The following is a 24,573-nucleotide window of genomic DNA, read 5'->3' as shown; positions in this document are numbered from 1 at the left end:
TCGCGAAGAAGCGGCGCGGGGCCCGCCGGACGGCGGGCCCCCGCGCCACAGTTGCTACTGGGCGATCATGTGCTCGGTGAACCACTGCTTCCACTCGCCGAGCTTCTCGGCGCGCAGCTTGTGGTCGATGACGATCGCCTGCTCCTTCCACTGTTCGGCCGTCGTGAAGACGCCCGGCAGCCTGGCGATGGCCGGGTCGACCGGCGCGCCCTCGACCATCGGGCCGAGCTTCTTGAACGAGGCGATCTCGGCCTGGACCTCGGGATCGAAGGCGGCGTCGATGAACTTGTAGGCGAGCTCCGACTTCTTCGTGCCCTTCATGATGCCGATGGCGTCGATGCCGATCACGGCACCCTCCTTCGGGATCACCAGGGCCAGGTCGACGCCCTGGCCCATCTGATAGAAGGCGTTGCCCGACAGCAGGATCTGCACCGGCGTCTCGCCGGAGGACATCATCTGCTGGCTCGAGGCGTCGTTGGTGTAGAAGGCCTTGATCGAGGGCTTGAGCGCCAGCAGCTTGTCCTGGCCCTTCTCCCAGTGCTGGGGGTCGGCGCCGGACAGGATCGCCGAGACCGCGATGATGTGGCTCGGGTCGAAGTCGGGCAGGCCGAGCAGGCCCTTCATCTTCGGCGACCAGAGGTCCTCCCAGCTGTCGAAGGTCAGGCCCTCGGGCAGCAGGTCCTTGCGGTAGCCGATGGTGTAGACGTAGGACCAGACGCCGACGTGGCCCGGGCTGATCCTGGCCTCGGGGAAGATCTTCGCGGCGTTCGGGATCCTGGCATAGTCCAGGGTCTCGAACAGGCCGCTGCTCTGGTAGAGCCAGCCGACGTGGCTGGTCGTCAGGGTGATGTCGGTCTCCGGGTCGCCGGCCGCCAGCTTGGCCTTGTTGAGGCGGTCGATGGTGCCGCCGGTGACGAACTCGACCTTGGCGCCGGTCGTCTCGGTGAACTTCTTGCCGATGGTCTTGGCGATCATCTCCTGCCAGCTGCCGCCCCAGGAGCTGACCAGCAGCGTTTCGGCCCGGGCCGCCTGCAGCGAGCCGACGGCGAGCACGGCCGCCAGCGCGGCCGCGGTGACGCTCTTCCTCATGAGGAACTCTCCCCTCTTCCCGCGTTTCGAGAATCGATCGAACCCGGTGGTGTTCGCGGAGGGTCAGTAGCCCCGGCCGCGGTCCACCGTGTATTCGGGCGTCTCCCCATCCAGAACCCGGCGGCAGTTCGCCACGACCTGCAGCGCCGCCGTGCGCGGCACCGCGACGCTGGCCAGGTGCGGCGTGATCAGGACCTGCTCCATGGCCCAGAGCGGATGCTCGGCGGGCAGCGGCTCGGTCTCGAAGACGTCGAGCGTCGCCTCGGCCAGCCGGCCGCTCTCCAGGGCCTCGATCAGGGCCTGCTCGTCGACCGTGCTGCCGCGGCCGACGTTGACGAACTTCGCGCCCTCCGGCAGGGCGGCGAAGGCCTCCCTGCCGAGCAGGCCGCGGGTCTCGGCGGTTGCCGGCAGCATCGCGACCAGGATGTCCGTGCGGGCCAGGAAGGCCGGCAGCTCCTCCTGCCCGGCGAAGCACTCGATGCCGTCGGCAGCCTTGCGGCCGCGCGACCAGCCGGCGACCTCGAAGCCGAGTCCGGCGAGGGCGCGCGCCGCGGCGAGGCCCAGGTAGCCGAGGCCCATCACGCCGACCCGGCAGTCGCGGTGCTCGCGCGGATGCCGGTAGGCCCAGCGCCGCTCGCGCTGCGCCGCCTCGAAGAAGCGCAGCTCGCGGTGGTGGCGCAGTACCGAGAGCACGACGAAGCCGGTCATCATCTCCGACTGGCCGCTGTCGGCGAGGCGGGCGATCGGCACGTCGGCCGGCAGCGTCTCGTCGGCGGCGATGGCGTCGATGCCGGCGCCGAGGTTGACGATCAGCCTGAGGTTGGGGAACTGCCGGAGGCTGCCCGGCGCCGGCTTCCAGACCAGGGCGAAGTCGACCTCGGCCGGCTCGCCGATCTCCGGCCACACCCGGACCTCCAGCTCCGGCCAGGCCTCGGCGAGGGCCGGCGCCCACTCGGCCGGGTCGTCGTAGTCGCTCATGAACAGCAGGACCGGCCGCTTCGCCGGGCCGCCGTCGCCGTGCATCGCCAGCTCGGCCTCGCTCACGAATCGTAGCCCGGGTTCTCGCGGTCGAGACGGCGCAGCATCGCGGCGAAGTGCGCGGCTTTGGCGTAGGCCTTCTCCTCGACCATCTGCGCGGCGGCGGCCTCCACGACGGCCTCCGGGATCGCCCGGACCGGCTGGCCGAAGCTGGAGACCAGCAGCTGGTCCCGGCAGGCCCACTCCAGATAGTGCAGGTCGTAGACGCAGCCCTCGACCGTGTCGTCGATCACCGTCACGCCGTGGTTGGCCATCAGCAGCACGTCGTGCTCGGCGAGGGCCTCGACGATGCTCAGGGCCTCGGCCTCGTCCAGCACGAGGCCGCGATAGCTCTCCAGGTAGGCGGTGCGCTTCACGAAGCGCATCGAGCTCTGGTTGACCGGCTGGATGCGCATGTCGGCGAGCGAGGCGAGCGCCGTCGCGTAGGGCATGTGGCTGTGCAGGATGCAGCGGGCGCGCGGCACGTGCTGGTGGATGCGCGAGTGGATCAGGAAGGCCGTGGGCTCCCACTTGCCGCTGCCGCTGACGATCGCGCCGGACAGGTCGACCTTGAGCAGGCCCGAGGCGGTCGCCTCCGAGAACAGCGGGCCGAAGGGCTTGAGCAGGAAATGGCCCGGCTCGTCCGGCACTGCGCAGGAGAAGTGGTTGAAGACCCCGTCGTCGGCGCCTTCCAGCGCGGCGATGCGATAGGCCGCCGCCAGCTTGACGCGCGTCGCCCATTCGGCGGCCGACATCGCTTCCGGCGCTCTCTGCAGGCTCATGTCGGTCTTCCCCCGCTCGCTGGCCCGGGTCAGGCGGCGATGGCCGCCGGGATGAAGGGCGAGTCGGCGTCGAAGCGCTCGCCGGCGCGCAGGCAGAAGACCGGGCGCACCAGCTTGTCGGAGACGACCTCGACGCCGCTGTTGTCGGACAGCTTGAAGCGGCCGCTCTCGACCTTGAGCACGCTGACGTCGGCGATCCGGCCGGGCGCCAGGCTGCCCAGCTCGTCCTCCAGGCGCAGCAGCCGCGCCGCGTTCGAGGTGACCATGGCGACGACCCGCTCGAGCGGCAGGCCGAGGTGCAGCAGCTCGGTCATGGCGATGGTCAGGTTGAAGGGCGCGACGCCGAAGAAGGGGTTGGCCTTGCGCACGTCGTCGCTCCCGGTCCCGTCGGCGTCCGGGATCTGGACGTTGTAGCCGTGCATGTCGGCGCCCAGGGTGAAGGGCTCGATGCCGGCCTCCAGCACCTTGCGGGCGACGTCGAAGCTGAAGTGCGAGCCGTGCCCGACGTCGACCTTGAGGCCGCGCTCCCTGACCGCCTCCAGCAGGATCGGATGGATCTCGCCGCTCTCGGAGACGAAGCCGCCTGGATGGCGGGTGAAGGGATGGGCCAGGATGTCGCCCGGCTCCATGATCGGCACCAGCTCGCGGATCAGCTCGTCGGCGTCCGGGATCGGCGCCGAGTCCGCGGTCGGCCAGAGCTGGCCGAGATGGATGTAGAGCGGCAGCCCGGTCTCGCGCGAGATCCGCTTGCCGATCTTGATGACCTCGAGGCCCCAGCGCGACTGGCCGCCGATCTCGGCATGCGCCTTGATGCCCTTGACCAGGTCCAGGTTCTCCCCGGCGACGCGGATCGTGTGCTCGGCGTTGACGCCGATCGGGCCGTAGAGGTCGGGATAGAGGTGCCCCTCCAGGCCGCCGACCAGGTAGCAGGAGATGTAGCAGAGCGTCCGGGTCCTGGCCGGCTCGGAGACGTAGTGCCGGAAGCCGCCGATCGTCATGCAACTCGGCCCGCCCTGGTCGACCAGGGTCGTCACGCCGGAGCGCACGCCGACCAGGTCGGGATCGAGGCCGAAGCGCCCGGTGACGTGGCGGTAGACGTGGGCGTGGGTGTCGATCATCCCCGGGATCACGAGCTGCCCCGAGGCGTCGATCCGCTCGGCGGCCGGCCGGGTCGAGAGATTGGGCTCGACCGCGACGATGCGCTCGCCGGCGACCGCCAGGTCGAAGCGTCCGTGCCGGCCGCTCGCCGGGTCCAGCAGGGTGCCGTTCTCGATCACCAGATCGAACTGCGGGCGGATGTCCATCGATAGGGTCCCTCGCTCCTGCGCAACCGTTCCGTGGCGCCGCCCACGGCCTCGCGGTGACCGCTTCCGGAAAACAGTTGTAACGCGGATTATTGTAATTACAGTTATCGCCGATGCTGTGGTGCAGCACGATTGCTGTCAAGCTCTAAGAGCACAGCCTTTTCCGGTGCTGGACGGCAGGGGGAGAGGGATGGGATCTGAGGTCGGGGACCGGTCGGGCGGCAAGGGCGTCGGGGCGCGCCTGCAGCGCCGCGAGGACGAGCGCTACCTGCGCGGCCGCGGCCGCTTCGTCGGCGACATCCGGCTGCCCGGCATGCTGGAGCTGGCCTTCGTGCGCAGCCCCGTCGCCCACGCCCGGGTGCGCCGCGTCGCCAAGCCGGCCGAGGGCGGCGAGCGGGTCTTCGCGGCTGCCGACCTGACCGGCGTCTCCGGCATCCGCGCCGACTCCGGCCTGCCCGGCTTCCGCAGCTCGGTCCAGCCGATCCTGGCCGGCGACAAGGTGCGCCACGTCGGCGAGCCGCTCGCCGCCTGCCTCGCCGAGACCCGGGCGCTCGCCGAGGACCTGGCCGAGCGCGTCGAGCTCGATCTCGAGGAGCTGCCGGCGGTCCACGACATGCTGCGTGCCCGCGATCCCGGGGCGCCGCTGCTGCACGAGCACTGGGACGAGAACGCCTTCCTGGAGAGCGCGGTCGAGGTCGGCTTCGAGGCGGCGGTCGCGGGGGCCGCGGCGGTGGTCCGGCGGACCTTCCGCACGGCGCGGCAGTGCATGGCGCCGATCGAGGGCCGCGGCTGCGTCGCGGTCTGGGACCGCCAGCTCGAGCAGCTGACGCTCCACAGCGCGACCCAGATGCCGCACATCGTGCGCACCGGCCTCGCCGGCTGCCTCGGTCTCGACCACGGCCAGGTGCGGGTCGTGGCGCCCGACGTCGGCGGCGGCTTCGGCTACAAGGGCGTGCTGCTCGGCGAGGAGGTCTGCGCCGCCTGGCTGGCCATGAAGCTGGACCGGCCGGTGCGCTGGCTCGAGGACCGGCGCGAGGCGCTGACCGGCGGCGCCAACTGCCGCGAGCACCACTACGAGGTCGTCGGCTACGCCGCGGCCGACGGCGAGCTGCTGGCGGTCGACTGCCGGGCCATCGTCGATTCCGGCGCCTACTCGATCTATCCCTTCTCGGCCTGCCTGGAGGCCGCCCAGGTCGCCTCGATCCTGCCGGGGCCCTACCGGATGCGCGGCTACCGCTGCCGGACCTGGTCGGTCTGCACCAACAAGCCGCCGATCCTGCCGTTCCGCGGGGTCGCGCGCACCGGCGTCTGCTTCGCCATGGAGCTGACCATGGACGCCCTGGCGCGCGAGCTGAAGATCGGGCCGGAGGAGATCCGCCGGCTCAACCTCGCGACGCCCGAGGAGATGCCCTTCACCAACATCACCAACAAGTACTTCGACAGCGGCGACTACCCCGAGGCGCTGCGCCGGGCGGTCGAGGCGATCGACCTGCCGGGCCTGCGCGCCCGCCAGCGGGCGCAGGACCCGGCGGCGCGCAGGCGGCTCGGCGTCGGCTTCTCGATCTTCTGCGAGCAGGGCGCCCACGGCACCTCGGTCTACCACGGCTGGGGCATCCCCATGGTGCCGGGCTTCGAGCAGGCGACGGCGCGCCTGACGCCCGACGGCGGCCTGGAGCTCCGGGTCGGGGTGCAGAGCCACGGCCAGGGCATGGAGACGACCCTGGCGCAGGTCGCCTACGAGGAGCTCGGCGTCGACCCGGCGAAGGTCAAGCTGGTCCACGGCGACACTGCCCTGACGCCCTATTCGACCGGCACCTGGGGCTCCCGCTGCGCGGTCATGGCCGGCGGCGCGGTCGCCGCGGCGAGCGCCGCCCTGGCCGGCCGCGTGCGCGCCATCGCCGGCCACCTGCTGCAGGCCAGGCCCGACGAGGTCGTGCTGGCCGACGGTGTCGCCCGGGCCGGCGGCGCCGAGGTCTCGATCGAGGAGATCGCGCGCACCTGGTACCTCAAGCCCCAGCTGCTGCCGCCCGATGCCGACCCGCGCGGCCTGGAGGCGACCGAGGGCTACAAGACCGCCAGGGACACCGGCACCTTCTCCTACGCCTGCCACGCCGTGACGGTGGAGGTCGACCTCGACCTCGGCCAGGTCCGGCTGCTCGACTACGCGATCGTCGAGGATGCCGGCACGATGATCAATCCGATGGTCGTCGACGGCCAGGTTCTGGGCGGCACCGTGCAGGGCATCGGCACGGCGCTGTTCGAGGAGATGCCCTTCGACGCCGCCGGCCAGCCGCTCGCCTCGACCCTGGCCGACTACCACCTGCCGGTCGCCTCCGACATCCCGGCGATCCGTATCCTCCACATGGAGACGCCCTCGCCGCTCAGCCGCTTCGGTCAGAAGGGCATCGGCGAGAGCGGCGCGATCGGGCCGCCGGCGGCCATCGCCAACGCCGTCAACGACGCCCTGGCGACGCTCGGCGCCGAGGTCGCCGAGATACCGCTGACCCCCGAGCGGGTGCTGCGCGCCCTGGCGGCGGCGGAGCCGCGGCGCGCATGAAGCCGGCGCCCTTCGACTACAGCGCCGCGGGGGACCTGTCCGACGCGCGGCGGCTCCTGGCGGGCGGGGCGGCCAAGCCGGTCTCCGGCAGCCAGTCGCTCGGCCCGATGCTCAACCTGCGCCTGGCGCGGCCGGGCCGCCTCGTCGACGTCTCGGCCCTGCCGGAGCTGCGCGCCGTCGCCGAGACCGCCGGGGCCGTGACCCTGGGTGCGGCGATCACCCATGCCGAGATCGAGGACGGCGAGGTGCCGGACCCGACCGGCGGCTGGCTGCGCGAAGCCGCCGGGAACATCGCCTACCGCGCGGTGCGCAACCGCGGCACCCTGGGCGGCAGCCTGGCTCACGCCGATCCGGCGGCCGACTGGCTGATCGTCATGACCGGCCTGGGCGCGACGGCGATCGTCGAGGGGCCGCAGGGTCGGCGCCGGGTCGCGATCGAGGACTTCGCGGTCGGCCCCTTCGTCACCGCGCTCGGCGCGGAGGAGCTGCTGGTCGCGGTCGAGGTGCCGCGGCCCGGCGCCGGCGCTTCCTGGGGCTACTGGAAGTTCGCCCGCCAGGTCGGCGAGTTCGCCAAGGCCAGCGCCGCCGTGCTGCTCGACCGGCAGAAAGGGCGGCTGCGCTGCGCCGTCGGCGCGCTCGGCCGGCCGCCGCTGCTGCTCGGCGACCCCGAGGGCCTGATCGAGGGACAGGTGAGTCCGGCTGCGGCACTGCGTGCGGCCCTGCCGGAGCGCCCGGCGGAGGCGCTGGTCCTGCACGTGACGGCGCTGACCCGCGCGCTGGCCCAGGCGCGCGGCGGGGAGGAGGGGCGGTGAGCGGGACGACTGAGGTCACCCTGCGGCTCAACGGCCGGGCGATCACCCTGCCGGCCGAGCCGCGCAGCCATCTCGCCGACTTCCTGCGCGAGCAGCACCTGCTGACCGGCACCCACATCGGCTGCGAGCACGGCGTCTGCGGCGCCTGCACGCTGTTCGTCGACGGCCGGCCGGTGCGCTCCTGCATCACCCTGGCGGTCGCTTGCCAGGACGCCGAGGTGACGACCGTCGAGGGCTTCGAGGAGGACGCCCTGATGGGCCGCCTGCGCCAGGCCTTCAGCCGGCACCACGGCCTGCAGTGCGGCTACTGCACCCCCGGCATGCTGGCGACCGCCTACGACATCGTGCGCCGCCTGCCCGACGCTGACGCCCCGCGGATCCGCCGGGAGCTCGCCGGCAACCTCTGCCGCTGCACCGGCTACGCCGGCATCGTCGCGGCGATCCAGGAGGTGCTCCAGGACCCGCCGCCGGCGAAGCTGGTGCCGGTAGCGCGGAAGTCCCGAAACGCTCCGGCGGTGTCCCCCTCACCCCGTCCCTCTCCCCTCAGGGGAGAGGGTGCCGAGCGGAGCGAGGCGGGTGAGGGGGACGCCGCCGTGACGGCGGGCGAGATCCCCGACGGCGTCCGCCTGACCCGCAGCCTGCCGGTCGCGGCGTCGCCCGACCGGGTCTGGGCGGTGCTGAGCGACATCCCGACGGTCGTCTCCTGCATTCCGGGCGCAGCGCTGGACGGCCCGCCGGAGGGCGAGACCCTGCGCGGCCGTTGCCAGGTCGCGGTCGGGCCGATGCGCGCCGCCTTCCAGGGCACGGCGCGGGTCTCGCTCGACGCGGCGGCACGGCGCGGCCGGGTGCGCGGCCAGGGCCGGGACGGGCTCAGCCGCTCCGGCCTGGAGGGCGCGCTCGACTTCGCCCTGGAGCCGCTGCCCGACGGCGGCTCGCGCATCGACCTGGCCATGGTCTACCGGCTCAAGGGACCGCTCGCGCAGTTCGGCCGGCCGGCCCTGGTCGAGGCGATCGCCGACCGCCTGCTCGCCGAGGTCGGGGCGGCCCTGACCGCCCGCGCAACCGGTGCGGAGGCCGCCCCGGCGGCGCCGCGACCCTTGCGCGGACTGCCGCTGCTCGGCGCCGCGGCGATCGCCCTCATCAAACGGGTCTTGCGGCGTGAGTGAGAAGGCTTCCATGTTGTCCTCCGACAAGAACCGAAACGGCGGAACCAGCAATGGCGGAGGCGAAGGCGTCGGCGGCACGGCCGGCGGCGGATCCGGAGGAGTCGGATCAGCACTGGCGCGGCGGCCCCCTGCAGGGGCGGCCCGGATTCCTGATCCGGCGCCTGCATCAGATCCACACCTCGCTCTTCGCCGAGGAGTGCGGCGAGGAGAAGGTCACGCCGATCATGTACTCGGTGCTCTCCGCCCTGGCGCAGAGCGGCCCGGTCGACCAGACCACGCTCTCGGCGGCGGTCGCGATCGACAAGACCAACATGGCCGACATCCTGGAGCGGCTGCGCAAGCGCGGCTTGGTGCGCCGGCGCGTCGCGCTGAAGGACCGGCGTGTGCGCCTGGCGACGCTGACCGACGCCGGGCGCGAGCTGCTCGACCGGATCGACGAGCGGGCGCACCGGGCGCATCTGCGCACCGTCGAGGACCTGGCGCCGGCCGAGCAGGCGCTCTTCGTCGAGCTGATGAACCGCATCGTCGAGGCCAAGGGCGGCTCGGAGCCGGCCCGGCGGTAAGCGCCGCCCGATTGGGGAGGGAGCGGCCGTGAGTGGCTCCTCCCCGGCGACCGAGCGGTCGTTCGCGCGGCTGATCGCGGTCGAGCCCGAGCTGTCGCGCATCGCGCCGCTCGCCGAGCTGGTCCCCGGCCTGCCCGGACGCACGCTGTTCCACGCCGGGCCACCCTTCGCCGATCCGGCGGACCTGCCGCTGCCGCTCGCGAACGGCGTCGCCGCGGCGGCGCTGCACGAGGGCTGGATCGCCGGGGGCGGGGAGCTGCCCGCCGCGCTCGCCGCCGGAGAGATCCGGCTCGCCCCGGCCCAGGACATCGGCCTGGTCACGCCGCTCGCCTTCGTGGTCGGCCCGAGCGTCTTCTGCCTGGAGGTGCGCGACGCCTGCGCCCCCGAGCGCCGCGCCTTCTCGCCGCTCAACGACGGGCCGCTGCCCGACGCGCTCCGGCTCGGCGGCGGCCGGCCGGCCGGGCGTGCGATCCTGCGCGAGCTGACCGCCGCCGTCGGCCCGGACCTGGCGGCCCGGCTCGCGGGCCCCCTGCCGCTGCTGCCGGTGATCGCGCGCGGCCTCGCCGGCGGCGACGAGCTGCACGGCCGGCTGACCGCCGCGCAGGAAGCCGTCCCGGGCTTCTTCGGGGGACCGCTCGCGCCGGCCAGCGAGGCCTATCTCGCCAGGGCCAGCCAGTTCGTGCTGAACGTCCTGATGGCCGCGGCGGCGCTGATGATCGGCGCCGGCGCCGGAATCGCGGGCAGCGACCTGGTCGTCGCCAGCGGCGGCAACGGCCGCGACCTCGGCTGGAAGCTGGCCGGCGAGCCCGGCCGCTGGCGGACGGCGCCGGCGACGCGGCCGGTCGGGCCGCGCCTGCCCGGCCACGAGGCGAGCAGCCCTTTGCCGGCGATCGGCGACAGCGCGGTGCTCGACGCCCTCGGCCTCGGCGCGGCCTGCCTGCGCTTCGCGCCGGAGCTCGGCGCCGGCCTCAGGGGCTTCGTCGATCCGGCCTACTACGGGGTCGAGGCGCACGCCGCCTTCGTCGGTCCGCATCCGGCCTTGCCCTTCGAGGGCCTGAAGCTCGGCCTCGACCTGACCCGGACGCGCCGCTGCCTCGGCATCATGCTCGGCATGGTCGGTGCGCAGGGCGAGGGCCTGGTCGGCCGCGGCATCGCGCCCTGGCCGGAAGGCTAGGGCAGCGGCGCCAGGGGATCGGGCAGCAGGACCATGCCGGCCTCGACCCGCGTCTCGAAGCGGCGCAGCGCCGGCAGCCGCCAGCCCGGTCCGCAGGCGCCGTCGGCGAGCCGGAAGCGGGCCTGGTGGTGCGGGCAGTGCAGCCAGCCCTGATCGTCGAGCCGGCCGCCGACCAGCCGCGCCGCCTGGTGCGGGCAGAGTCCCTGGACGGCGAGCAGCGCGCCGCCGCGGCGGACCAGCAGGACGAGGTGCCGGCCGACGACGATCTCGTGCAGGCCCTCGGCCGGCAGGTCCTGCAGCGTCGCGACGGCCTGCCAGCCGGTGGGGAGGTCGGTCATGGCGGCATCCTATAGCCCGGGCGATCCCGCGAGGGCGACTCCGTGACCGGCGCCGGCGACGACTTCGTCCGGCCGACCACGGACTCCTGGCAGGCGATCCTGCCGGCGGACGACCCGGCCGGCCGGGCGGTGGCGCCCTACCGCTACGGCTATCCGGCGCGACTGCCCGACGGGCGGATCCTGGTGCTGCCGCTGCGCCGGCTGCCGGCGACTCCGGGCGAGGGGCGCGGCCGCGCCGTCGCCTCGCTGATCGCCAACCAGGCGAGCTTCGCCGTCTGCGAGACGCTGGCGGACTTCATGGCCGGGCTCGCGCGCGCGGCCGGCGCCGAGGCGATCGTCGGGCTGCCGACCCTGGGGCTGGTCCTCGCGCCGCTCGTCGCCCGGCGGCTCGGGCAGGCCAGCTACCTGCCCTTCGGCTACTCCCGGAAGTTCTGGTACCGCGAGGCGCTGTCGGAGCCGGTGCGCTCGATCACCAGCCCCGGCGGTGCCAAGTCGCTCTACGTCGATCCGAACCTGCTGCCGCGCCTCGCCGGGCGCCGGGTCGTGGTGGTCGACGACGCGGTCTCGAGCGGCTCGACCCTGGTCTCGGCCCTCAGCCTGCTCGGGCGGCTCGACTGCCGTCTCGCCGGCGTGGTCGTGGCGATGCGCCAGGGCGTCGCCTGGCGCGCGCGCCTGGCCGGGCACGACCCGGCGCTGCCGGCCCTGGTCCGCGGAGTCTTCGCCGGGCCGCTGTTCGAGCGGGTCGAGGACGGCTGGATGCCGATCCCCGGCACGCTGGACGAGGCCGCCGGCGACGGCCGTCAGACCGGCGCGTAGGGCACCATCAGGAACAGCTCCAGGCTGGCGGCGATCTCGGTCAGCGTGCCGTCGGCGCCGGCCGGGCCGAGCAGCGACAGGCCGACCGGCGCGCCGCCGGCGAGGCCGGCCGGGATCGAGACCTGCGGCAGGCCGGCCAGCCCGGCTGGGCAGAGCAGCTCCAGGGCCCGGGCGCGAAAGCTGTCGAGCTCGGCCGCCCCGGCCGTGAGCAGCGGCGCCGGCCCGGGCGCGGTCGGCAGGACCAGAAGGCCGTCGGCGCCGAGCAGGCCGGTCAGGCGCCGGCGGATCGCGGCGCGCCGGGCCCCGGCCTCGGCGCGCTCGGCTGCCGTGACCCGGCTGGCGGCGGCGAAGCGCTCGGCGACGCCGGGGCCGAAGTCCGGCGCATTGGCCTCGATCCAGGCGCCGTGGGCCTGCCAGACCTCGGCGGCCTGGCAGATCCGGAAGGTCTCGCGCCACTCGGCGAGCGATTCCCCGGCGAGCGAGTCGCCGGCCAGGCTGACGGCGGTCGCCGGGCCGAGCAGGTCCTCCAGCCGGTCGACCACCGGCTTGAGCGCGCGGGCGGTCGGCCGCTCGGCCAGCGCCCAGGCGTCGCTCGCGACCAGCAGGCGCGGCCGGCCCGGGCTGCGCCGGCCGCCGAGGCCGAGGCCCTTGGTCACGGTCTCCAGGATCCAGGCGGTGCGCGCCAGCCAGCCGACCACGTCGAAGCTCGGCGCCAGCGGCGCCATGCCTTCGCGGGCGACCCGGCCGTGGGTCGTGCGCAGGCCGTAGAGGCCGCAGAAGGAGGCGGGCAGGCGCACCGAGCCGCCGGTATCGCTGCCCAGGGCGAAATCGACCAGGCCGGCCGCCGTCGCCGCCGCCGAGCCGGAGGAGGAGCCGCCGGGCACGCGGCCCGGCGCGGCGCCGTTGAGCGGCGTGCCGTGGTGGGCGTTGACCCCCATCAGGCTGTAGGCCAGTTCGTCGGTGTGGGTCTTGCCGCGCAGGCTCGCGCCGGCCTCCAGGCAGGCCTCGACGGCGGCGGCGTGGGCCGCGGCCGGCGGGTGCGTCGCCGCCCAGGTCGGGTTGCCGCAGCCGGTCCTGTGGCCGGCGACGTCGAAGACGTCCTTGGCGGCGAAGGAGAGGCCGGCGAGCGGGCCCTGGGACGCGCCCGGCAGCTCGAAGCGCTCGACGAAGGCCCGGGCCCGGTCGGCCGGCGCCGGCTCGGTGCCGTTGCGCAGCTTCAGCAGCAGGCCGTTCAGCCGGTCCATCGGCCTACCTCATCTCTTGGCTGCGCTGACGTGGGCCGCGACGATGCGCCAGCCCTCGGGCAGCCGGACCCAGGTCTGGCTGACCCGGCCCTCGGCGCCGGACCTGCGGCGCCGGTACTGGGCGTTGGCCGTCGCGAAGTCGCGGCCGAAGGTGGTGACGACCTGGCGGACCAGGTCGCGGTCCAGGTCGCCGGTCGGGCGGTCGGAGCGGAAGGCGCGGATCGCCTCGATGCCGTAGAGCTCCTCGCCGACGCCGTAACGCAGCACGAACCCGCTCTCCCAGAAGAAGCCGTCGAGCGCCGCCAGGTCGTTGGTCACCAGGGCCTTCTCGTAGGCCAGGAAGGCCGCGGTCACCTCGGCCAGGGTCTCGGGGTGGTTGATCTCCATCGCCACGCGCGCCTGGCCGGTCAGAGCTTGCCCGCCAGGGCGGCCTGGCGGACCTCCTTGCTCTGGTAGCGGGTCCACATGTCGGTCAGGTACTGCAGGGTCACGGGGTCGAGGTCGGTGCGCGGCAGCGGGTCGGGGTCCCAGTGGCCGTGGCGGTCCTCGCCGCGCACCAGGAGGGCGCTGCGCCGGCCCAGGGTCGAGTCGACCTGGGCGGCCATGTAGAAGAAGGCGAGGCCGATGCGCCGGTCGCCGCTCGGGTTGCCCAGGCTGCCGTGGGCGGTGCGCACGTGGTGCAGCGAGAACTCGCCCGGCTCCAGCTCCAGGTAGACCGCGCGCTCGTCGTCGATGCCGCGGATCGTCTGGCCGCGGGCCAGCAGGTTCTCCGGGTCGTAGGTCTCGTCGTGCTCGTAGTCGACGCCGCGGTGCGAGCCGGGCAGGACCCGGAGGCAGCCGTTCGAGCGGTCGCTCGGCGTGAAGGCCAGCCAGGCGGTCACCGACTCGTTGGGGGTCAGGCCGTAGTAGGCCGAGTCCTGGTGCCAGGAGACGAACTTGGGGCTCGCCGCGGCCTTGGCGAACATCGAGGAGCCGAACAGCAGGATGTCCGGCCCGAGCAGCGATTCGACGGCGTCGAGGATCGCCGGGTGGCGCGCCAAGTCGACCATCCAGGGCGAGACCACGTGCGCCTTGATCTTCATGCGGATGTTGCACTCTTCGCCGAGCGCCTCCTCCATCGCCTCGATGCGCCGCCGGCAGTCGGCCGCGTGGTCGGCCGTGATCGCCCGGCCTTTCAGGAAGTAGCCCTCGGCCTCGAAGCGCGCGGCTTCATCTTGCGTCAGCCCCGTCACGGCCGGCCTCGGCCCGGTTCACGGGCATGGCGGAGGGTCGAAGCCGAAAGACGCTGCATGGGCCCAGTCCTCGCTGGTCGCGACGCCGCGGGCGTCGCAAGTTGCGTGCCAGCCGCACCCATCCGGGCAAACGGTAGCAGGTACAACGATTCTCTCCGGCCACCGCCGCGCCGCGCCGCCGCCGCCTGCCGAAGAACTGGGCAGCCGCTGCGCCCGCCTGCCGGTTTAGCGGGCGGGGACGAAGAGCGGGGCGCTACCCGCGAGGAGGTGGCGCCGGGCCGGTCCTGAGCCGCCACCGGGCGATATCATTCAACCATTCGGTTGACAGGCTTCCTGCCCGCCGCTATATTCAACCGCATGGTTGAACAACAGACCCCCGACCTGGACACCGTCTTCCACGCCCTCGGCGACGCCACGCGGCGGCGGATGCTCCGCGCGCTGGCCGGCGGCGAGCGGACGGTCGGCCAGCTCGCCGAGCCCTTCGAGATGTCCCTCGCGGCCGCCTCGAAGCACGTCAAGGCGCTCGAGAAGGCCGGGCTGGTCCGCCGCGAGGTGCGCGGCCGGACCCACCTCTGCCGCCTCGAGCCCGGCCCCCTGGCCAGCGCCCACGACTGGCTGGGCTTCTACGAGCGCTTCTGGACCGGGCGTCTGGACGTCCTCGACGCGCTGCTGCGCCAGGAGGCCGCCGAGAGCTCCGCCACCCGCGAGAATCCTTCCGCCCCGCAATCCCCCGAAGGAGACGAGTCATGACCGAGACCGCGACCCTGGACGGCTACGGCAGCCTGATCGAGCCGGCGACCCTGAAGATCCAGCGCCTGCTGCCCGGCACCGCCGAGCGCGTCTGGGCCTATCTCACCGACAGCGACCTGCGCTGCCGCTGGCTGGCGGCCGGCGAGATGCCGGCGGCGGTCGGCGGCGCCTTCGCGCTCACCTGGCGCAACGACGAGCTGACCGACCCGCCGGGCGAGCGGCCCGAGGGCTTCGGGGCCGAGCACCGCATCGAGAGCCGGATCCTGGAATTCGAGCCGCCGCGCCGCCTCGCCTTCACCTTCGGCGGCGCCGGCGAGGTCTCCTTCGAGCTGGAGCCGCGCGGCGAGAAGGTACTGCTGACCGTGATCCACCGCCGCCTGCCCGACCGCCCGACCTCGCTCAAGGTCGGCGCCGGCTGGCACGCCCACCTCGACATTCTGGCCGCCCGCCTCTCCGGCAGCGAGCCCGAGCCCTTCTGGGACCGCTGGAGCGCCCTCAAGCCGGAGTACGAGCGGCGGATTCCGGGCTGAGCGGCCTGTGGGCGGAGAGGCCCCGCCCGGTTCGCCCGGCGGGGCCTTCGCTTCATCCGAAGACCGGCGAGCGGTGCGCCGCGCCCCGCGTCGCCGCAGGCGAAGACACCGGGGACGCTGGTCTGCCGCATGGGGTCGGTGGCGGCGAAGGGGCCCAGCGGCCCCTCCTGCGGGGCGCAGCCCGGCTTCTTGGCCAGGGGCAGCCCCGCTCGCCGGTCGAGGCGACGCCTCAGCCGAGGAAGCCGGCGATGAAGTGGACCACCTGCTCCCGCTTCGGCTCGAGCGGCACGAAGTGCGAGGCGCCGGAGATCTCCAGCAGCTGGGCGTCCGGGTGCCGGACGAGCTCCGCGAAGAGGCCGCGCACCGTCGGGGGCGGCGTCTCCCGGTCGTCGCTGCCGACCAGGACGCGCACCGGAACCTCGATCAGTCGGGGGGCGTAGACCGGCAGGCCGCCGGACCAGTTCCGGTGGATCTCGCGCAGCGGTCCGTTCGGCGCCAGCCCAGCGCCGCTCGCCTCTTCGGCCAGGGCCGCGGCCAGGATGCGATCCCAGCCGTTCCGCGTCACCTGGTCGGCCAGCTGCTCCGGAAGGCCGCCGATCCAGCGGGCCGCGACGGCCTCGGGCACGACAGCACGGTAGCCGCTCTCCAGGACCGCGGGATCTTTCAGCAGCGGCGAGGGGGTGTCGCGGAGCCATTGCGGTGCGATCAGCACCAGCCGGCGCAGTCGCGGGCTGCGGCCGGCGGCGAAGCTGCCGGCCACGGTCGCGCCCCAGGACCAGCCGACTAGGTCGAGCTGCGTCGCGCCGGTCTCGGCCAGGATGTGCGCGACGCTGGCCTCCACGTCGGAGACGGCGTCGCCGGTCGAGGTCACCGGGCCGGTCGAGCCGTCCGGCCGGAAAGACCGGCCGAAGCCTCGGAAATCGAGCGACCAGGCGTCGAGGCCCTGCGCCGCGGCGAGCTCCAGGAAGCTGAGGCCGTCGAAGCGGCTGGCGAAGGCGACGCTCGCCGGCACGGTCGAGCCGTGCAGGAAGAGGACCGGCGGACGCCCGTCCCCGCCGCCGCCGCCGTCGACGCGGCGGAGGTGGAGCGTCTCGCCCGGGCGGCCGGTCGGCGCGGCGATGTCGGTCGCCAGCATTTCGCCGAGTCCGTCCCTGCGCGACGGCCGGCCTGCCGCGACCTCCGCGGCCGACCGGCCCCTCACTCCTGACCGGCGTCGAAGTGGAAGCCGATGGTCTCGAGCTTCTCGATGATTGCCGGGCCGAAGGTCGAGGCCATGTCGTCGGCGACCCGCGGCGCATAGGCGACACGGTCCTTCTGCTCTTCGTTCACCGGCTGGATGATCACGAGCAGGCGGCCGATCTCGTCGCTCTTGTTGTAGAACCTGCGCGCGACCCCGGGCGGAATCGAGATGAAGTCGAGTGGCTCGAGCGTCAGGCTGTGCTCCTCGTCGTCGCCCCAGATGATGTCGAAGGAGCCGGACAGGCAGAAGAAGTTCTCGACGGTCTGCTCGTGGACGTGCAGGCCGGGACCGTTCTTCGGCGGGCACTCGGCGATGTTGACGACGGCCCCGGCCACGCCCTTCACCGGAGCGTTCTTGCTGCGCCCCTGGTAGTTCGCCGGCGTCATGATCGTGTAGACCTTGTCGGCGGTCAGCTGCTTGAAGACCGCTTCCGGTACGCCGATCGAGTCGGCGAAGTCCTTGCCGTAGGGCTTCAGGTCGCCGAAGCGTGCCAGCCGGGCTTCCATCTCCTCGACGCTCGGGGTGATCGTCTTCATGGGGTCTCCTCCCTGTCCAAGCAGCCGGAAGGTGTCAGAGCGCTCTCGCAGCTTCCAATACAATGGCAGGGCGGAAGCAATTCCGATTCGTTATCGCCAGAGCGCTGCCACCGGCGCTGACGCCGCCGGCCACCGGGCCGCTGCCTGGCCGGCCGAAACCCCGGGGCTGTCGCGTGGCGCCCCCGGGGAGAGCCGGAGCCCTTCCGCCCGGGTTCTGCTATATCGATCGGGAATGGCAGTGACGGGCACGAGCGATGGACCTCAGGAAGCTTCGCTATTTCCAGGCGATCGTGGAGGCGGGCAGCCTGCACCGGGCCTCGGAGCGGCTGCGCGTCGCCCAGCCGGCCCTGAGCAAGAGCGTTCGCGCGCTGGAGGATTCGCTCGGCGCGCCGCTCCTGATCCGCCACTCGAAGGGCGTCGAGACGACCGAGGAGGGCGCCACGCTCTACCGCCACGCCGCCGAGATCCTGCGGGCCTGGCGGGCGGCGGAGGCTGACGTCCGGGAGCAGTCGCGCGAGCCCGGCGGCACCGTGTCTATCGGTGCGCCGCCGACCCTGGCCCACCATCTCTTCGGCCGTCTGAGCAGCGAGGTCGCGGCCGTCTATCCGAAGCTGCGGTTCGAGTTCTACGAGGGGGTCGGCCACCATCTCTGGCAGCAGCTGCATGCGGAGCGGCTGGACATCGGCATCCTCGGACACGGCGACGGCTCGGACAGCATCATCGCCGAGCTCGTCGCCTTCGAGGACGTATTCCTGCTCGCCCCGGCCGACCACCCCCTTCCGCCGACGGTCGAGGGCCTGGAAGAGATCGCCGGCCATCCGCTCGTCATCACGACGCGCGCGGCCACCGGCCGCTCCTGGTTCGAGGAGATGACTCGCCAGGAGGCGCCGGCCTTCGACGTCCGCTATCGGGTGGAGAGCCCCCAGGTGGCCAAGGAACTGGTCGAGCGCCGGCTCGGCCTGGCGATCCTGCCGGCCTCCGGCGTCCTGTCCGAGCTGGGGCGCGGCCGCTTCCGGATCGTCCGGATCGCGCCGCTGAAGCTGCCGAGGGTGCTCGCCTGCCGCAAGGAGCGCTACCTGCACCCCTCCGTGGCCTTCACGCGCACGGTCCTGAGGCGGCTCCTGCGGGAGCTGTCGGCCGGCGAGCGGGCGGCGGTGTCGGACGCGGAGGGCGCGCGCACCTCGGACCGAGCGGGCCCGGAGGCACCGCTGCTCACTCCCGGTAGTCGAAGTCGAAGACGTCGCCGTCGCGTCTGACGTATCCGGCGGTCGGGGCGGGGAAATGGCAGGTCAGCATCAGCGTGCGGTCGTCGGCGCAGCGGGCCAGCAGCGCCTGGCGGGTCCGGCTCGCCTGCGCCGGATCGATGTCGCCGAGGTTGACCAGCGAGGGCTCGCGCAGCTGGATCGGATGGTGGATCGCGTCGCCGGTGATGACGGCCGACCCGTGCCGCCCCTTCGCCGAGATGAAGACGTGGCCGGGCGTGTGGCCGTGCGACGGCTCCAGGCCGACCGCCTCGTCGAGCTCATGGAACAGGCTGAAATCGGTTTCCACGAGCTCGGCGAGGCCCGCCTCGACGACCGGCAGGACACTGTCGGCGAAGGAGCCGTGGCCGATCGGCCGGTCCGGCGCCTGCTCCTGGAGCCGGCAGTAGTGGTCGAACTCCTTCCTGGCGAAGATGTAGCGGGCCTTGGGGAAGGTCGGGACCCAGGCGCCGTTCTCCAGCCGTGTGTTCCAGCCGACGTGGTCGGTGTGCAGGTGGGTGCACATGACGACGTGGATGTCCTCGGGGGACAGGCCCTGCGCGGCCAGGTTGCGCAGGTAGGTGTCGGAGGCGAGGCGATGCTGCCAGAGCATCGTCGGCCGCTCCTTGTGGTTGCCGTTGCAGGTGTCGACCAGGATGTTGAGGCCGCCGCTGCGGATCAGGAAGCTGTGGAAGCTGATCGCCAGCTTGTTCTCGGCGGCGCTGTAGAGCCCGGGGCCCATCCAGCCGGCTTGGCGCGCGAGAATCTCCGGGGTGATGTTCGGGTAGAACCAGACCGGATCGACCCAGAGCAGGTCGATCTCGACGATTCGGTCGATCGTGATCCGACCCAGATCCACAGTTTGCACGTATGCCCTCCAGGATGTGAAAACGTTTTGCGCATCGGCCGCATATTTTCCCATAGCATCAATTGACACAAGTGCTCTTTCCCAGATACTCCGTATGAAAACGATAACGAGGAGGACGGGATGACGCGGACGCACCGGCTGGCGGGCAAGGCTGCCCTGGTCATGGGGGGCGGGTCGTCGAACAGGGACGGCGGCCACAGCAACGGCCAGGCCAGCGCGCTGACCTATGCGCGGGAAGGGGCCGGCGTCGTCGTCGCGGACGTCAACCTCGAGGCGGCCCGGGCGACCGTCGCGGAGATCGAGGGCGAGGGCGGCACCGCCGTCGCGGTCGCCGCCGACGTCCGCAGCAGCGCCCAGGTCAAGGCCGCCGCCGATGCGGCGCTCGAGGCCTTCGGGCGGATCGACGTCCTGCACAACAACGCCGGCATCGAGTATCTCGGCAACGCGGTCGACACGCCGGAGGAAGCCTGGGACAACGTCCACGCGGTGAACATCAAGGGCGTCTTCCTGGCCTGCAAGCACGTCATCCCGGTGATGGCCGGCCAGGGCGGCGGCTCGATCGTGAACATCTCCTCGACCGCGAGCCTGCGCTGGGGCGGCACGTCGTTCCTCGCATACAACTCCTCGAAGGCGGCGCTGAACCACTTCTCGCGGATCATGGCGCGCGAGCACGCGCCCCAGAAGGTCCGGATCAACGTCGTGATCCCGGGCATGATCGACACGCCGCACATCCGCACTCTCTATCGCCACCTCTCGCCCGAGGAGCTGGCGGAGAAGCTGCGCGAGCGCGACGCGAAGTGCCCGATCGGCCGCCAGGGCACCTGCTGGGACGTGGCGAATGCCGCCCTGTTCTTCGCTTCGGACGAGTCGGCCTACGTGACCGGCGCGCAGATCATCGTAGACGGGGGACTGTCCATCTGATGCCGGAGCGCGAGCCGAGAATGACGATCAAGGACGTGGCGCGGCAGGCCGGCGTCTCGCCGGGCAGCGTCTCGCGGGTCCTGAACAGCGCCGACGGCGTCAGCCCGGCGCTGCGCGCGCGGGTCGAGAACGCCGCCCGCCGGCTCGGGTTCGAGCTGAACATCGCCGCGCAGGCGATGCGCGGCTTCAGCACGCGCACCGTGTCCTGCCACGTCTCGACCATCGAGAACCCGCTGGTGGCCGAGATGGTCCGCGCCGCCGAGGAGCGACTGCTGGCGGCCGGCTACATCATGATCGTGCACAGCACCGGCTACGACGAGGAGCGGGAGCTGGCCGCCCTGACCTCCGACCGGGGGCGGCGCGTCGACGGCCTGATCTCGATCGCCGGTCCGATGACGCACGAGCGCTACCAGGACACGCTGGCGCGGATGGAGATGCCGGTCGTGGCGGTCGACCGAGATTTCGACTGGGGCGATTCCATCTGTGTCGACCACGCCGGCGGTGCGGCCCAGGCGGTGCGCCAGCTCGCCGGGCTGGGGCATCGGCGCATCGGCCTGCTGACTCCCTCGCCCGGCCTGGTCGCCGCGCGGCGCCGTGCCAAGGGCTATCGTGCCGAGCTGGACCGGCTGGACCTGCCGCTCGACGAGTCGCTGATCGAGATGGTCGAGCGGCGGGCCGACATCCCCGCCTGCATGATGCGCGTGCTGTCGCGGCCCGAGGCCCCGACGGCGCTGATCGTGCTCAGCACCTGGATGCTGGCGCAGGTCCTGGAATACGCCCGCGAGAGCGGACTGGCCATACCGCAGGACCTGTCGCTGGTGACGGTCGGCGATTCCGATCTCGCCCGCTTCAACAGCCCGGGCATCACCGCGATCACCTGGAACCTGCGCCACGTCGGGCGCAGCGCGGCCGAGCTGCTGATCGAGCGGATGGAGGCGCACGGGGCCGCCCCGGACGCCGAGCCCTCGGCCTTCCGCTCCTTCGAGGTGCCAACCGAACTGGTGCTGCGCGCGTCCTGCGCGCCGCCGCGGGGGACCGCCGAGGCGGCCGGCGCAGGCCGCCTGCAATGACCTGGCTGCCGCTGCTGCTGTCCGGCCTCGCGGTCGGCAGCATCTATGCCCTGATCGGCCTCGCCCTCGTGATCATCAACAAGGCGACCGACGTGGTGAACTTCGCGCAGGGCGAGATCGCCATGTTCGGCACCTTCGTCGCGCTGTCGGCCCTGAACGCGGCCGGCTTGCCGGTGATCGTGGTCCTGCTGCTGGCCCTCCCCTGCGGCTTCCTGCTCGGTGCCCTGCTCGAGCTCGTCTTCATCAAGCCGATCTCCGACGGTCCTCCGCTCAACGTGCTGATCGTGACGCTGGGGCTGTTCTTCATGTTCAACAGCCTCGCCGGGATCGTCTGGGGCTTCGATCCCTACCGCTTCCCGTCGCTGTTCCCGACCGAGCCGATCGCCGTCGCCGGGGCCGCCGTCTCGCCCGCGAGCCTCGGCATCATCGCGGTGACCCTGGTCCTGATGGCAGCGCTCTACCTCTTCTTCGAGCATTCGCGCTACGGCACCGCGATGCGCGCGGCCAGCATGAACCCCTTCGCCGCGCGCCTGATGGGCATCAAGGTCGGGCGGGTGGCGACCGTCTCCTGGGGGCTGGCCGCCGGCCTCTCGGTCGTGTCCGGCATCCTGATCGCGCCGCTGACCTTCGTCGATCAGCAGATGATGATCTCGATCATCCTCAAGGGCTTCGCCGGGGCGATCCTCGGCGGCTTCACCAGCCTGCCCGCCGCCGCCGCCGGCTGCCTGCTGCTCGGCGTGACCGAGGCCTACGTCGGCACGCTCGCGACCTCGACCCTGAAGGACAGCTTCGCCTTCGCCCTCATCATCCTGGTGCTGATGCTGCGGCCGGGCGGGCTGTTCGTCAAAGTCGCCCGGAGGAAGGTCTGAGATGCGGACTGTCCTGCCGGCTCTCGCCGCGGTCGCCTCGGCCCTGACGGCGCCGCTCTTCCTCGGTCCCTACGGCCACTATCTGCTGTGCATGGCGGCGATCTACGCGATGGTCGCGCTCAGTCTCGGCCTGCTGCTCGGCCTGGGCGGCCAGATCTCGATCGGCCACGCGGGCTTCTGGGCGGTCGGCGCCTACGGCTCGGCGATCCTGGTCCAGAAGCTGGCGCTGCCGTTCCTCCTGTCGCTGCTCGCCTCCGGCCTGCTCGCGGGCCTGGTCGGTCTGCTGGTCGCGCTGCCGGCCCTGCGGGTGCGCGGGCATTACCTGGCGATCGCGACCCTCGGCTTCTCGCTGGTCATCGTGCACATCCTCTACGAGTGGGACGGGCTGACCGGCGGCCGCCAGGGCATGTTCGTGAGTCGACCCTCGCTGTTCGGCCACGAGCTCGGCAGCGACTTCCAAGCCTACTACTTGATTCTGGCGGTGCTGGCGCTCTTTGTCTGGATCGTCGTCAACCTGCGCCGCTCGCTCGGCGGGCTGAGCCTCAGCGCCCTGCGCCTGTCGGACGTCGCGGCCCAGAGCTGCGGCGTGAACCGGGCCGGGGCGACCCTCTTCGTCTTCGCACTCAGCGCCGCGATCACCGGCGTCTCGGGGGCCTTCTACGGGGCGATCCTGGGCCAGCTCAGCACCGACAGCTTCACCCTCGTCGTGTCGCTGAGCTTCCTGACGATGGCCATCGTCGGCGGGCTGAACTCGGTCGTCGGCGCCCTGCTGGGCGGCATCTTCCTGGCCTACGCCCCCGAGGTGCTGCGCGCCTTCGAGCAGTGGCAGATGTTCATCTACGGCGCGCTGCTGGTCGCCTTCATGCACTTCCTGCCGGACGGCCTCGCGTCGCTGCCGCGCCGCCTGGCCCGGATCGGACGGCGCGGTGATGCCTGAGGCCCTGACCGTGCGGCGGCTGTCCCTGGCCTTCTCGGGACTGAGGGCCGTCGACGACCTGTCGTTCGAGGTCTGCGAGGGCAGCGTCTGCGGCCTGATCGGGCCAAACGGCGCCGGCAAGACGACGATCCTGAACTGCCTGACCCGGATCGCCACGCCGGACGCCGGCGCGGTGAGCGTCTTCGGCGAGGACCTGCTGGCGCGTCCCGTGCACGCGCTCGCCGGTCTCGGCGTGATGCGGACCTTCCAGAACCTCGAGCTGTTCAGCGAGCTGACCGCGCTCGACAACGTCGCCATGGGCTGCGCCGCCGGCCACCGCGCGGGCTGGGCCGCGGAGCTGCTCGGCCTGCCGGCGGCGCGGCGCGCCCGCGAGATCGCCTACGCCCGGGCGGAGGAGACGCTGGCCGCCCTGGGCCTGCAGGCGGTCGGGGACCGGGTCGTCGCCGACCTGCCCTTCGGCACCCAGAAGAGCGTCGAGCTGGCGCGGGCGCTCGTGGCGCGGCCGCGCCTGCTGATGATGGACGAGCCGGCGGCCGGGATGAACACCGCCGAATCCGCGGCGCTGGGCCGGGCCATCCGCGACCTGGCTCGGGAGCGCGGCATGACGATCTTGCTGGTCGAGCACGACATGGGCCTGGTGATGTCGGCCTGCGACCGCATCGTGGTCGTCGTCCAGGGGCGCCGCATCGCAGAGGGCACGCCGCAGGAGATCCGCGCCGACCGCCAGGTCATCGAGGCCTATCTGGGCCAGGCGGCGGCGTGATGATCCTGGAAGTGCGCGGCCTCTCGATCCACTACGGCGGCATCTGCGCCGTCGACGGCCTGTCCTTCGGCATCGAGACCGGCAGCATCGTCGCCATCCTCGGCGCCAACGGCGCCGGCAAGTCGTCGCTCCTGAAGGCGTTCATGGGCGTCTGCCCGGGCCGCCTGCGGGGCGAGATCCTGCTCGACGGCGCCCCGCTGGGACGCGCCGCGCCGGACCGGATCGTGCGCGCGGGCCTGGCCCTGTCGCCCGAGGGGCGGCAGCTCTTCGCCGGCCTGAGCGTCGCCGAGAACTTGGCGATGGGCGCCTACCTGCGGCGCGACGCCGCCGGCGTGAAGCGCGACCGCGAGGACATCCTGGCCCTCTTCCCGCGGCTCCGCGAGCGGCTGCGCCAGCTCGCCGGCACGCTGTCCGGCGGCGAGCAGCAGATGGTGGCGGTCGGCCGGGCCCTGATGTCCGCTCCGCGTCTGCTGCTGCTGGACGAGCCGACGCTGGGACTGGCGCCCCTCGTCATCGACGAGATCATGGCCCTGGTCGGCGCCATCCGCGACCGCGGCATCACCGTCGTCCTCGTCGAGCAGAACGCGAGCAAGGCGCTGGCCCGCTCCGACCACGCCCACGTCATGGAGAAGGGGCGGATCGTCATGAGCGGCCCCGCGCGGGAACTCGCGAGCAACGAAGAGATCGTGTCGGCCTACCTGGGCACGGCGTGAAGCCTCCCCGCGGAACGGGGACGGGAAACCTGAGGAGGAGA

At 72.7% G+C, this 24,573-nt stretch carries 26 protein-coding genes; 15 read left to right on the top strand and 11 right to left on the bottom strand.

Annotated elements, in window-relative coordinates; all coding sequences use genetic code 11:
- Positions 1–54: 54 nt before the first annotated feature.
- The 4 genes from B9O00_RS15850 to B9O00_RS15835 all read right to left on the bottom strand — a co-directional run bounded on the left by B9O00_RS15850 (position 55) and on the right by B9O00_RS15835 (position 4,192).
- Positions 55–1,089 (bottom strand): ABC transporter substrate-binding protein, encoded by a 1,035-nt coding sequence (locus B9O00_RS15850; protein ID WP_085123667.1) that lies wholly within the window; start codon positions 1,087–1,089, stop codon positions 55–57.
- A 63-nt stretch (positions 1,090–1,152) separates the two neighbouring features.
- Positions 1,153–2,133: a 2-hydroxyacid dehydrogenase gene (locus B9O00_RS15845; RefSeq protein WP_235017138.1), complete on the bottom strand. Its 981-nt coding sequence runs from the start codon at positions 2,131–2,133 to the stop codon at positions 1,153–1,155.
- Positions 2,130–2,888 carry a class II aldolase/adducin family protein gene (locus B9O00_RS15840; protein ID WP_085123666.1) on the bottom strand — a complete coding sequence of 253 codons (759 nt, stop codon included), beginning with the start codon at positions 2,886–2,888 and terminating at the stop codon, positions 2,130–2,132. Before B9O00_RS15840 ends, B9O00_RS15845 begins: the two co-directional genes overlap by 4 nt.
- 29 nt (positions 2,889–2,917) lie before the next feature.
- Positions 2,918–4,192 carry an amidohydrolase/deacetylase family metallohydrolase gene (locus tag B9O00_RS15835; RefSeq protein ID WP_085123665.1) on the bottom strand — a complete coding sequence of 425 codons (1,275 nt, stop codon included), beginning with the start codon at positions 4,190–4,192 and terminating at the stop codon, positions 2,918–2,920.
- Positions 4,193–4,382: 190 nt separating this feature from the next.
- Between B9O00_RS15835 and B9O00_RS15830 the strand changes: the two genes are divergently transcribed.
- Genes B9O00_RS15830 through B9O00_RS15810 form a run of 5 tightly spaced genes read left to right on the top strand, consistent with a single transcriptional unit; the run spans position 4,383 to position 10,464 of the window.
- Positions 4,383–6,749 (top strand): xanthine dehydrogenase family protein molybdopterin-binding subunit, encoded by a 2,367-nt coding sequence (locus tag B9O00_RS15830; RefSeq protein ID WP_085123664.1) that lies wholly within the window; start codon positions 4,383–4,385, stop codon positions 6,747–6,749.
- A complete protein-coding gene (locus tag B9O00_RS15825) occupies positions 6,746–7,561 on the top strand; it encodes an FAD binding domain-containing protein (RefSeq protein ID WP_085123663.1) in 816 nt (271 codons plus the stop codon). The genes B9O00_RS15830 and B9O00_RS15825 overlap by 4 nt, the downstream gene beginning before the upstream one ends.
- Positions 7,558–8,727, top strand: coding sequence for a 2Fe-2S iron-sulfur cluster-binding protein (locus tag B9O00_RS15820; protein WP_085123662.1), 1,170 nt, complete (start codon positions 7,558–7,560; stop codon positions 8,725–8,727). Before B9O00_RS15825 ends, B9O00_RS15820 begins: the two co-directional genes overlap by 4 nt.
- 50 nt (positions 8,728–8,777) lie before the next feature.
- Positions 8,778–9,290: a MarR family winged helix-turn-helix transcriptional regulator gene (locus B9O00_RS15815; protein WP_085123661.1), complete on the top strand. Its 513-nt coding sequence runs from the start codon at positions 8,778–8,780 to the stop codon at positions 9,288–9,290.
- 28 nt (positions 9,291–9,318) lie between these two features.
- Entirely contained in the window at positions 9,319–10,464 is a 1,146-nt protein-coding gene (locus tag B9O00_RS15810) for an oxamate carbamoyltransferase subunit AllG family protein (protein ID WP_159460233.1), read from the top strand.
- On the opposite strand, the gene B9O00_RS15805 is transcribed toward B9O00_RS15810, so the two are convergent.
- Positions 10,461–10,802, bottom strand: coding sequence for a Rieske (2Fe-2S) protein (locus B9O00_RS15805; protein WP_085123659.1), 342 nt, complete (start codon positions 10,800–10,802; stop codon positions 10,461–10,463). The two genes, B9O00_RS15810 and B9O00_RS15805, sit on opposite strands and share 4 nt — an antisense overlap.
- A gap of 42 nt (positions 10,803–10,844) precedes the next feature.
- On the opposite strand from B9O00_RS15805, the gene B9O00_RS15800 reads away from it, so the two are divergent.
- Positions 10,845–11,618, top strand: coding sequence for a phosphoribosyltransferase (locus tag B9O00_RS15800; protein WP_085123658.1), 774 nt, complete (start codon positions 10,845–10,847; stop codon positions 11,616–11,618).
- Here the strand turns inward: B9O00_RS15800 and B9O00_RS15795 are convergent.
- From B9O00_RS15795 to B9O00_RS15785, 3 genes are read right to left on the bottom strand one after another with little or no spacing between them, the layout of a single operon-like run.
- A complete protein-coding gene (locus tag B9O00_RS15795; RefSeq protein WP_085123657.1) occupies positions 11,603–12,862 on the bottom strand; it encodes an amidase in 1,260 nt (419 codons plus the stop codon). The genes B9O00_RS15800 and B9O00_RS15795 overlap by 16 nt on opposite strands.
- Before the next feature lie 9 nt (positions 12,863–12,871).
- Positions 12,872–13,249 carry an oxalurate catabolism protein HpxZ gene (gene hpxZ, locus B9O00_RS15790; RefSeq protein WP_085123656.1) on the bottom strand — a complete coding sequence of 126 codons (378 nt, stop codon included), beginning with the start codon at positions 13,247–13,249 and terminating at the stop codon, positions 12,872–12,874.
- Positions 13,250–13,269: 20 nt separating this feature from the next.
- Positions 13,270–14,094, bottom strand: coding sequence for a phytanoyl-CoA dioxygenase family protein (locus tag B9O00_RS15785; protein WP_085123655.1), 825 nt, complete (start codon positions 14,092–14,094; stop codon positions 13,270–13,272).
- 357 nt (positions 14,095–14,451) lie between these two features.
- Between B9O00_RS15785 and B9O00_RS15780 the strand changes: the two genes are divergently transcribed.
- The gene (locus B9O00_RS15780) at positions 14,452–14,844 is read left to right on the top strand and encodes an ArsR/SmtB family transcription factor (RefSeq protein ID WP_085123654.1); all 393 of its coding nucleotides are present in this window, start codon (positions 14,452–14,454) and stop codon (positions 14,842–14,844) included.
- Complete coding sequence (locus tag B9O00_RS15775) at positions 14,841–15,374, top strand: SRPBCC family protein (protein WP_085123653.1); 534 nt, start codon at positions 14,841–14,843, stop codon at positions 15,372–15,374. Before B9O00_RS15780 ends, B9O00_RS15775 begins: the two co-directional genes overlap by 4 nt.
- 229 nt (positions 15,375–15,603) lie before the next feature.
- On the opposite strand, the gene B9O00_RS15770 is transcribed toward B9O00_RS15775, so the two are convergent.
- Positions 15,604–16,509: an alpha/beta hydrolase gene (locus B9O00_RS15770; protein WP_085123652.1), complete on the bottom strand. Its 906-nt coding sequence runs from the start codon at positions 16,507–16,509 to the stop codon at positions 15,604–15,606.
- A 62-nt stretch (positions 16,510–16,571) separates the two neighbouring features.
- A complete protein-coding gene (locus B9O00_RS15765) occupies positions 16,572–17,150 on the bottom strand; it encodes a cupin domain-containing protein (RefSeq protein ID WP_085123651.1) in 579 nt (192 codons plus the stop codon).
- A gap of 254 nt (positions 17,151–17,404) precedes the next feature.
- Between B9O00_RS15765 and B9O00_RS15760 the strand changes: the two genes are divergently transcribed.
- On the top strand, positions 17,405–18,406 hold the full coding sequence (locus tag B9O00_RS15760) for a LysR family transcriptional regulator (RefSeq protein WP_085123650.1): 1,002 nt from the start codon (positions 17,405–17,407) through the stop codon (positions 18,404–18,406).
- Here B9O00_RS15760 and B9O00_RS15755 read toward each other — a convergent pair.
- Entirely contained in the window at positions 18,363–19,259 is an 897-nt protein-coding gene (locus B9O00_RS15755; RefSeq protein WP_200808535.1) for an MBL fold metallo-hydrolase, read from the bottom strand. The genes B9O00_RS15760 and B9O00_RS15755 overlap by 44 nt on opposite strands.
- A gap of 120 nt (positions 19,260–19,379) precedes the next feature.
- On the opposite strand from B9O00_RS15755, the gene B9O00_RS15750 reads away from it, so the two are divergent.
- The 6 genes from B9O00_RS15750 to B9O00_RS15725 are packed head-to-tail and all read left to right on the top strand — an operon-like array spanning position 19,380 to position 24,532.
- Positions 19,380–20,180: an SDR family NAD(P)-dependent oxidoreductase gene (locus B9O00_RS15750; RefSeq protein ID WP_085123648.1), complete on the top strand. Its 801-nt coding sequence runs from the start codon at positions 19,380–19,382 to the stop codon at positions 20,178–20,180.
- Positions 20,181–20,200: 20 nt separating this feature from the next.
- Positions 20,201–21,250, top strand: a complete 1,050-nt coding sequence (locus B9O00_RS15745) for a LacI family DNA-binding transcriptional regulator (protein ID WP_159460232.1) — start codon at positions 20,201–20,203, stop codon at positions 21,248–21,250.
- The gene (locus B9O00_RS15740) at positions 21,247–22,119 is read left to right on the top strand and encodes a branched-chain amino acid ABC transporter permease (protein ID WP_085123646.1); all 873 of its coding nucleotides are present in this window, start codon (positions 21,247–21,249) and stop codon (positions 22,117–22,119) included. Before B9O00_RS15745 ends, B9O00_RS15740 begins: the two co-directional genes overlap by 4 nt.
- A gap of 1 nt (position 22,120) precedes the next feature.
- Complete coding sequence (locus B9O00_RS15735) at positions 22,121–23,056, top strand: branched-chain amino acid ABC transporter permease (protein ID WP_085123645.1); 936 nt, start codon at positions 22,121–22,123, stop codon at positions 23,054–23,056.
- A complete protein-coding gene (locus B9O00_RS15730) occupies positions 23,049–23,819 on the top strand; it encodes an ABC transporter ATP-binding protein (RefSeq protein WP_085123644.1) in 771 nt (256 codons plus the stop codon). Before B9O00_RS15735 ends, B9O00_RS15730 begins: the two co-directional genes overlap by 8 nt.
- Complete coding sequence (locus B9O00_RS15725) at positions 23,819–24,532, top strand: ABC transporter ATP-binding protein (RefSeq protein ID WP_089229716.1); 714 nt, start codon at positions 23,819–23,821, stop codon at positions 24,530–24,532. The genes B9O00_RS15730 and B9O00_RS15725 overlap by 1 nt, the downstream gene beginning before the upstream one ends.
- Positions 24,533–24,573 lie beyond the last annotated feature (41 nt).

Source organism: Tistlia consotensis USBA 355, from assembly GCF_900177295.1.
GTDB classification, from domain to species: domain Bacteria; phylum Pseudomonadota; class Alphaproteobacteria; order Kiloniellales; family DSM-21159; genus Tistlia; species Tistlia consotensis.
The sequence above is the reverse complement of the archived record's forward strand: the minus strand, read 5'-3'. Positions and strand labels throughout refer to the sequence as shown.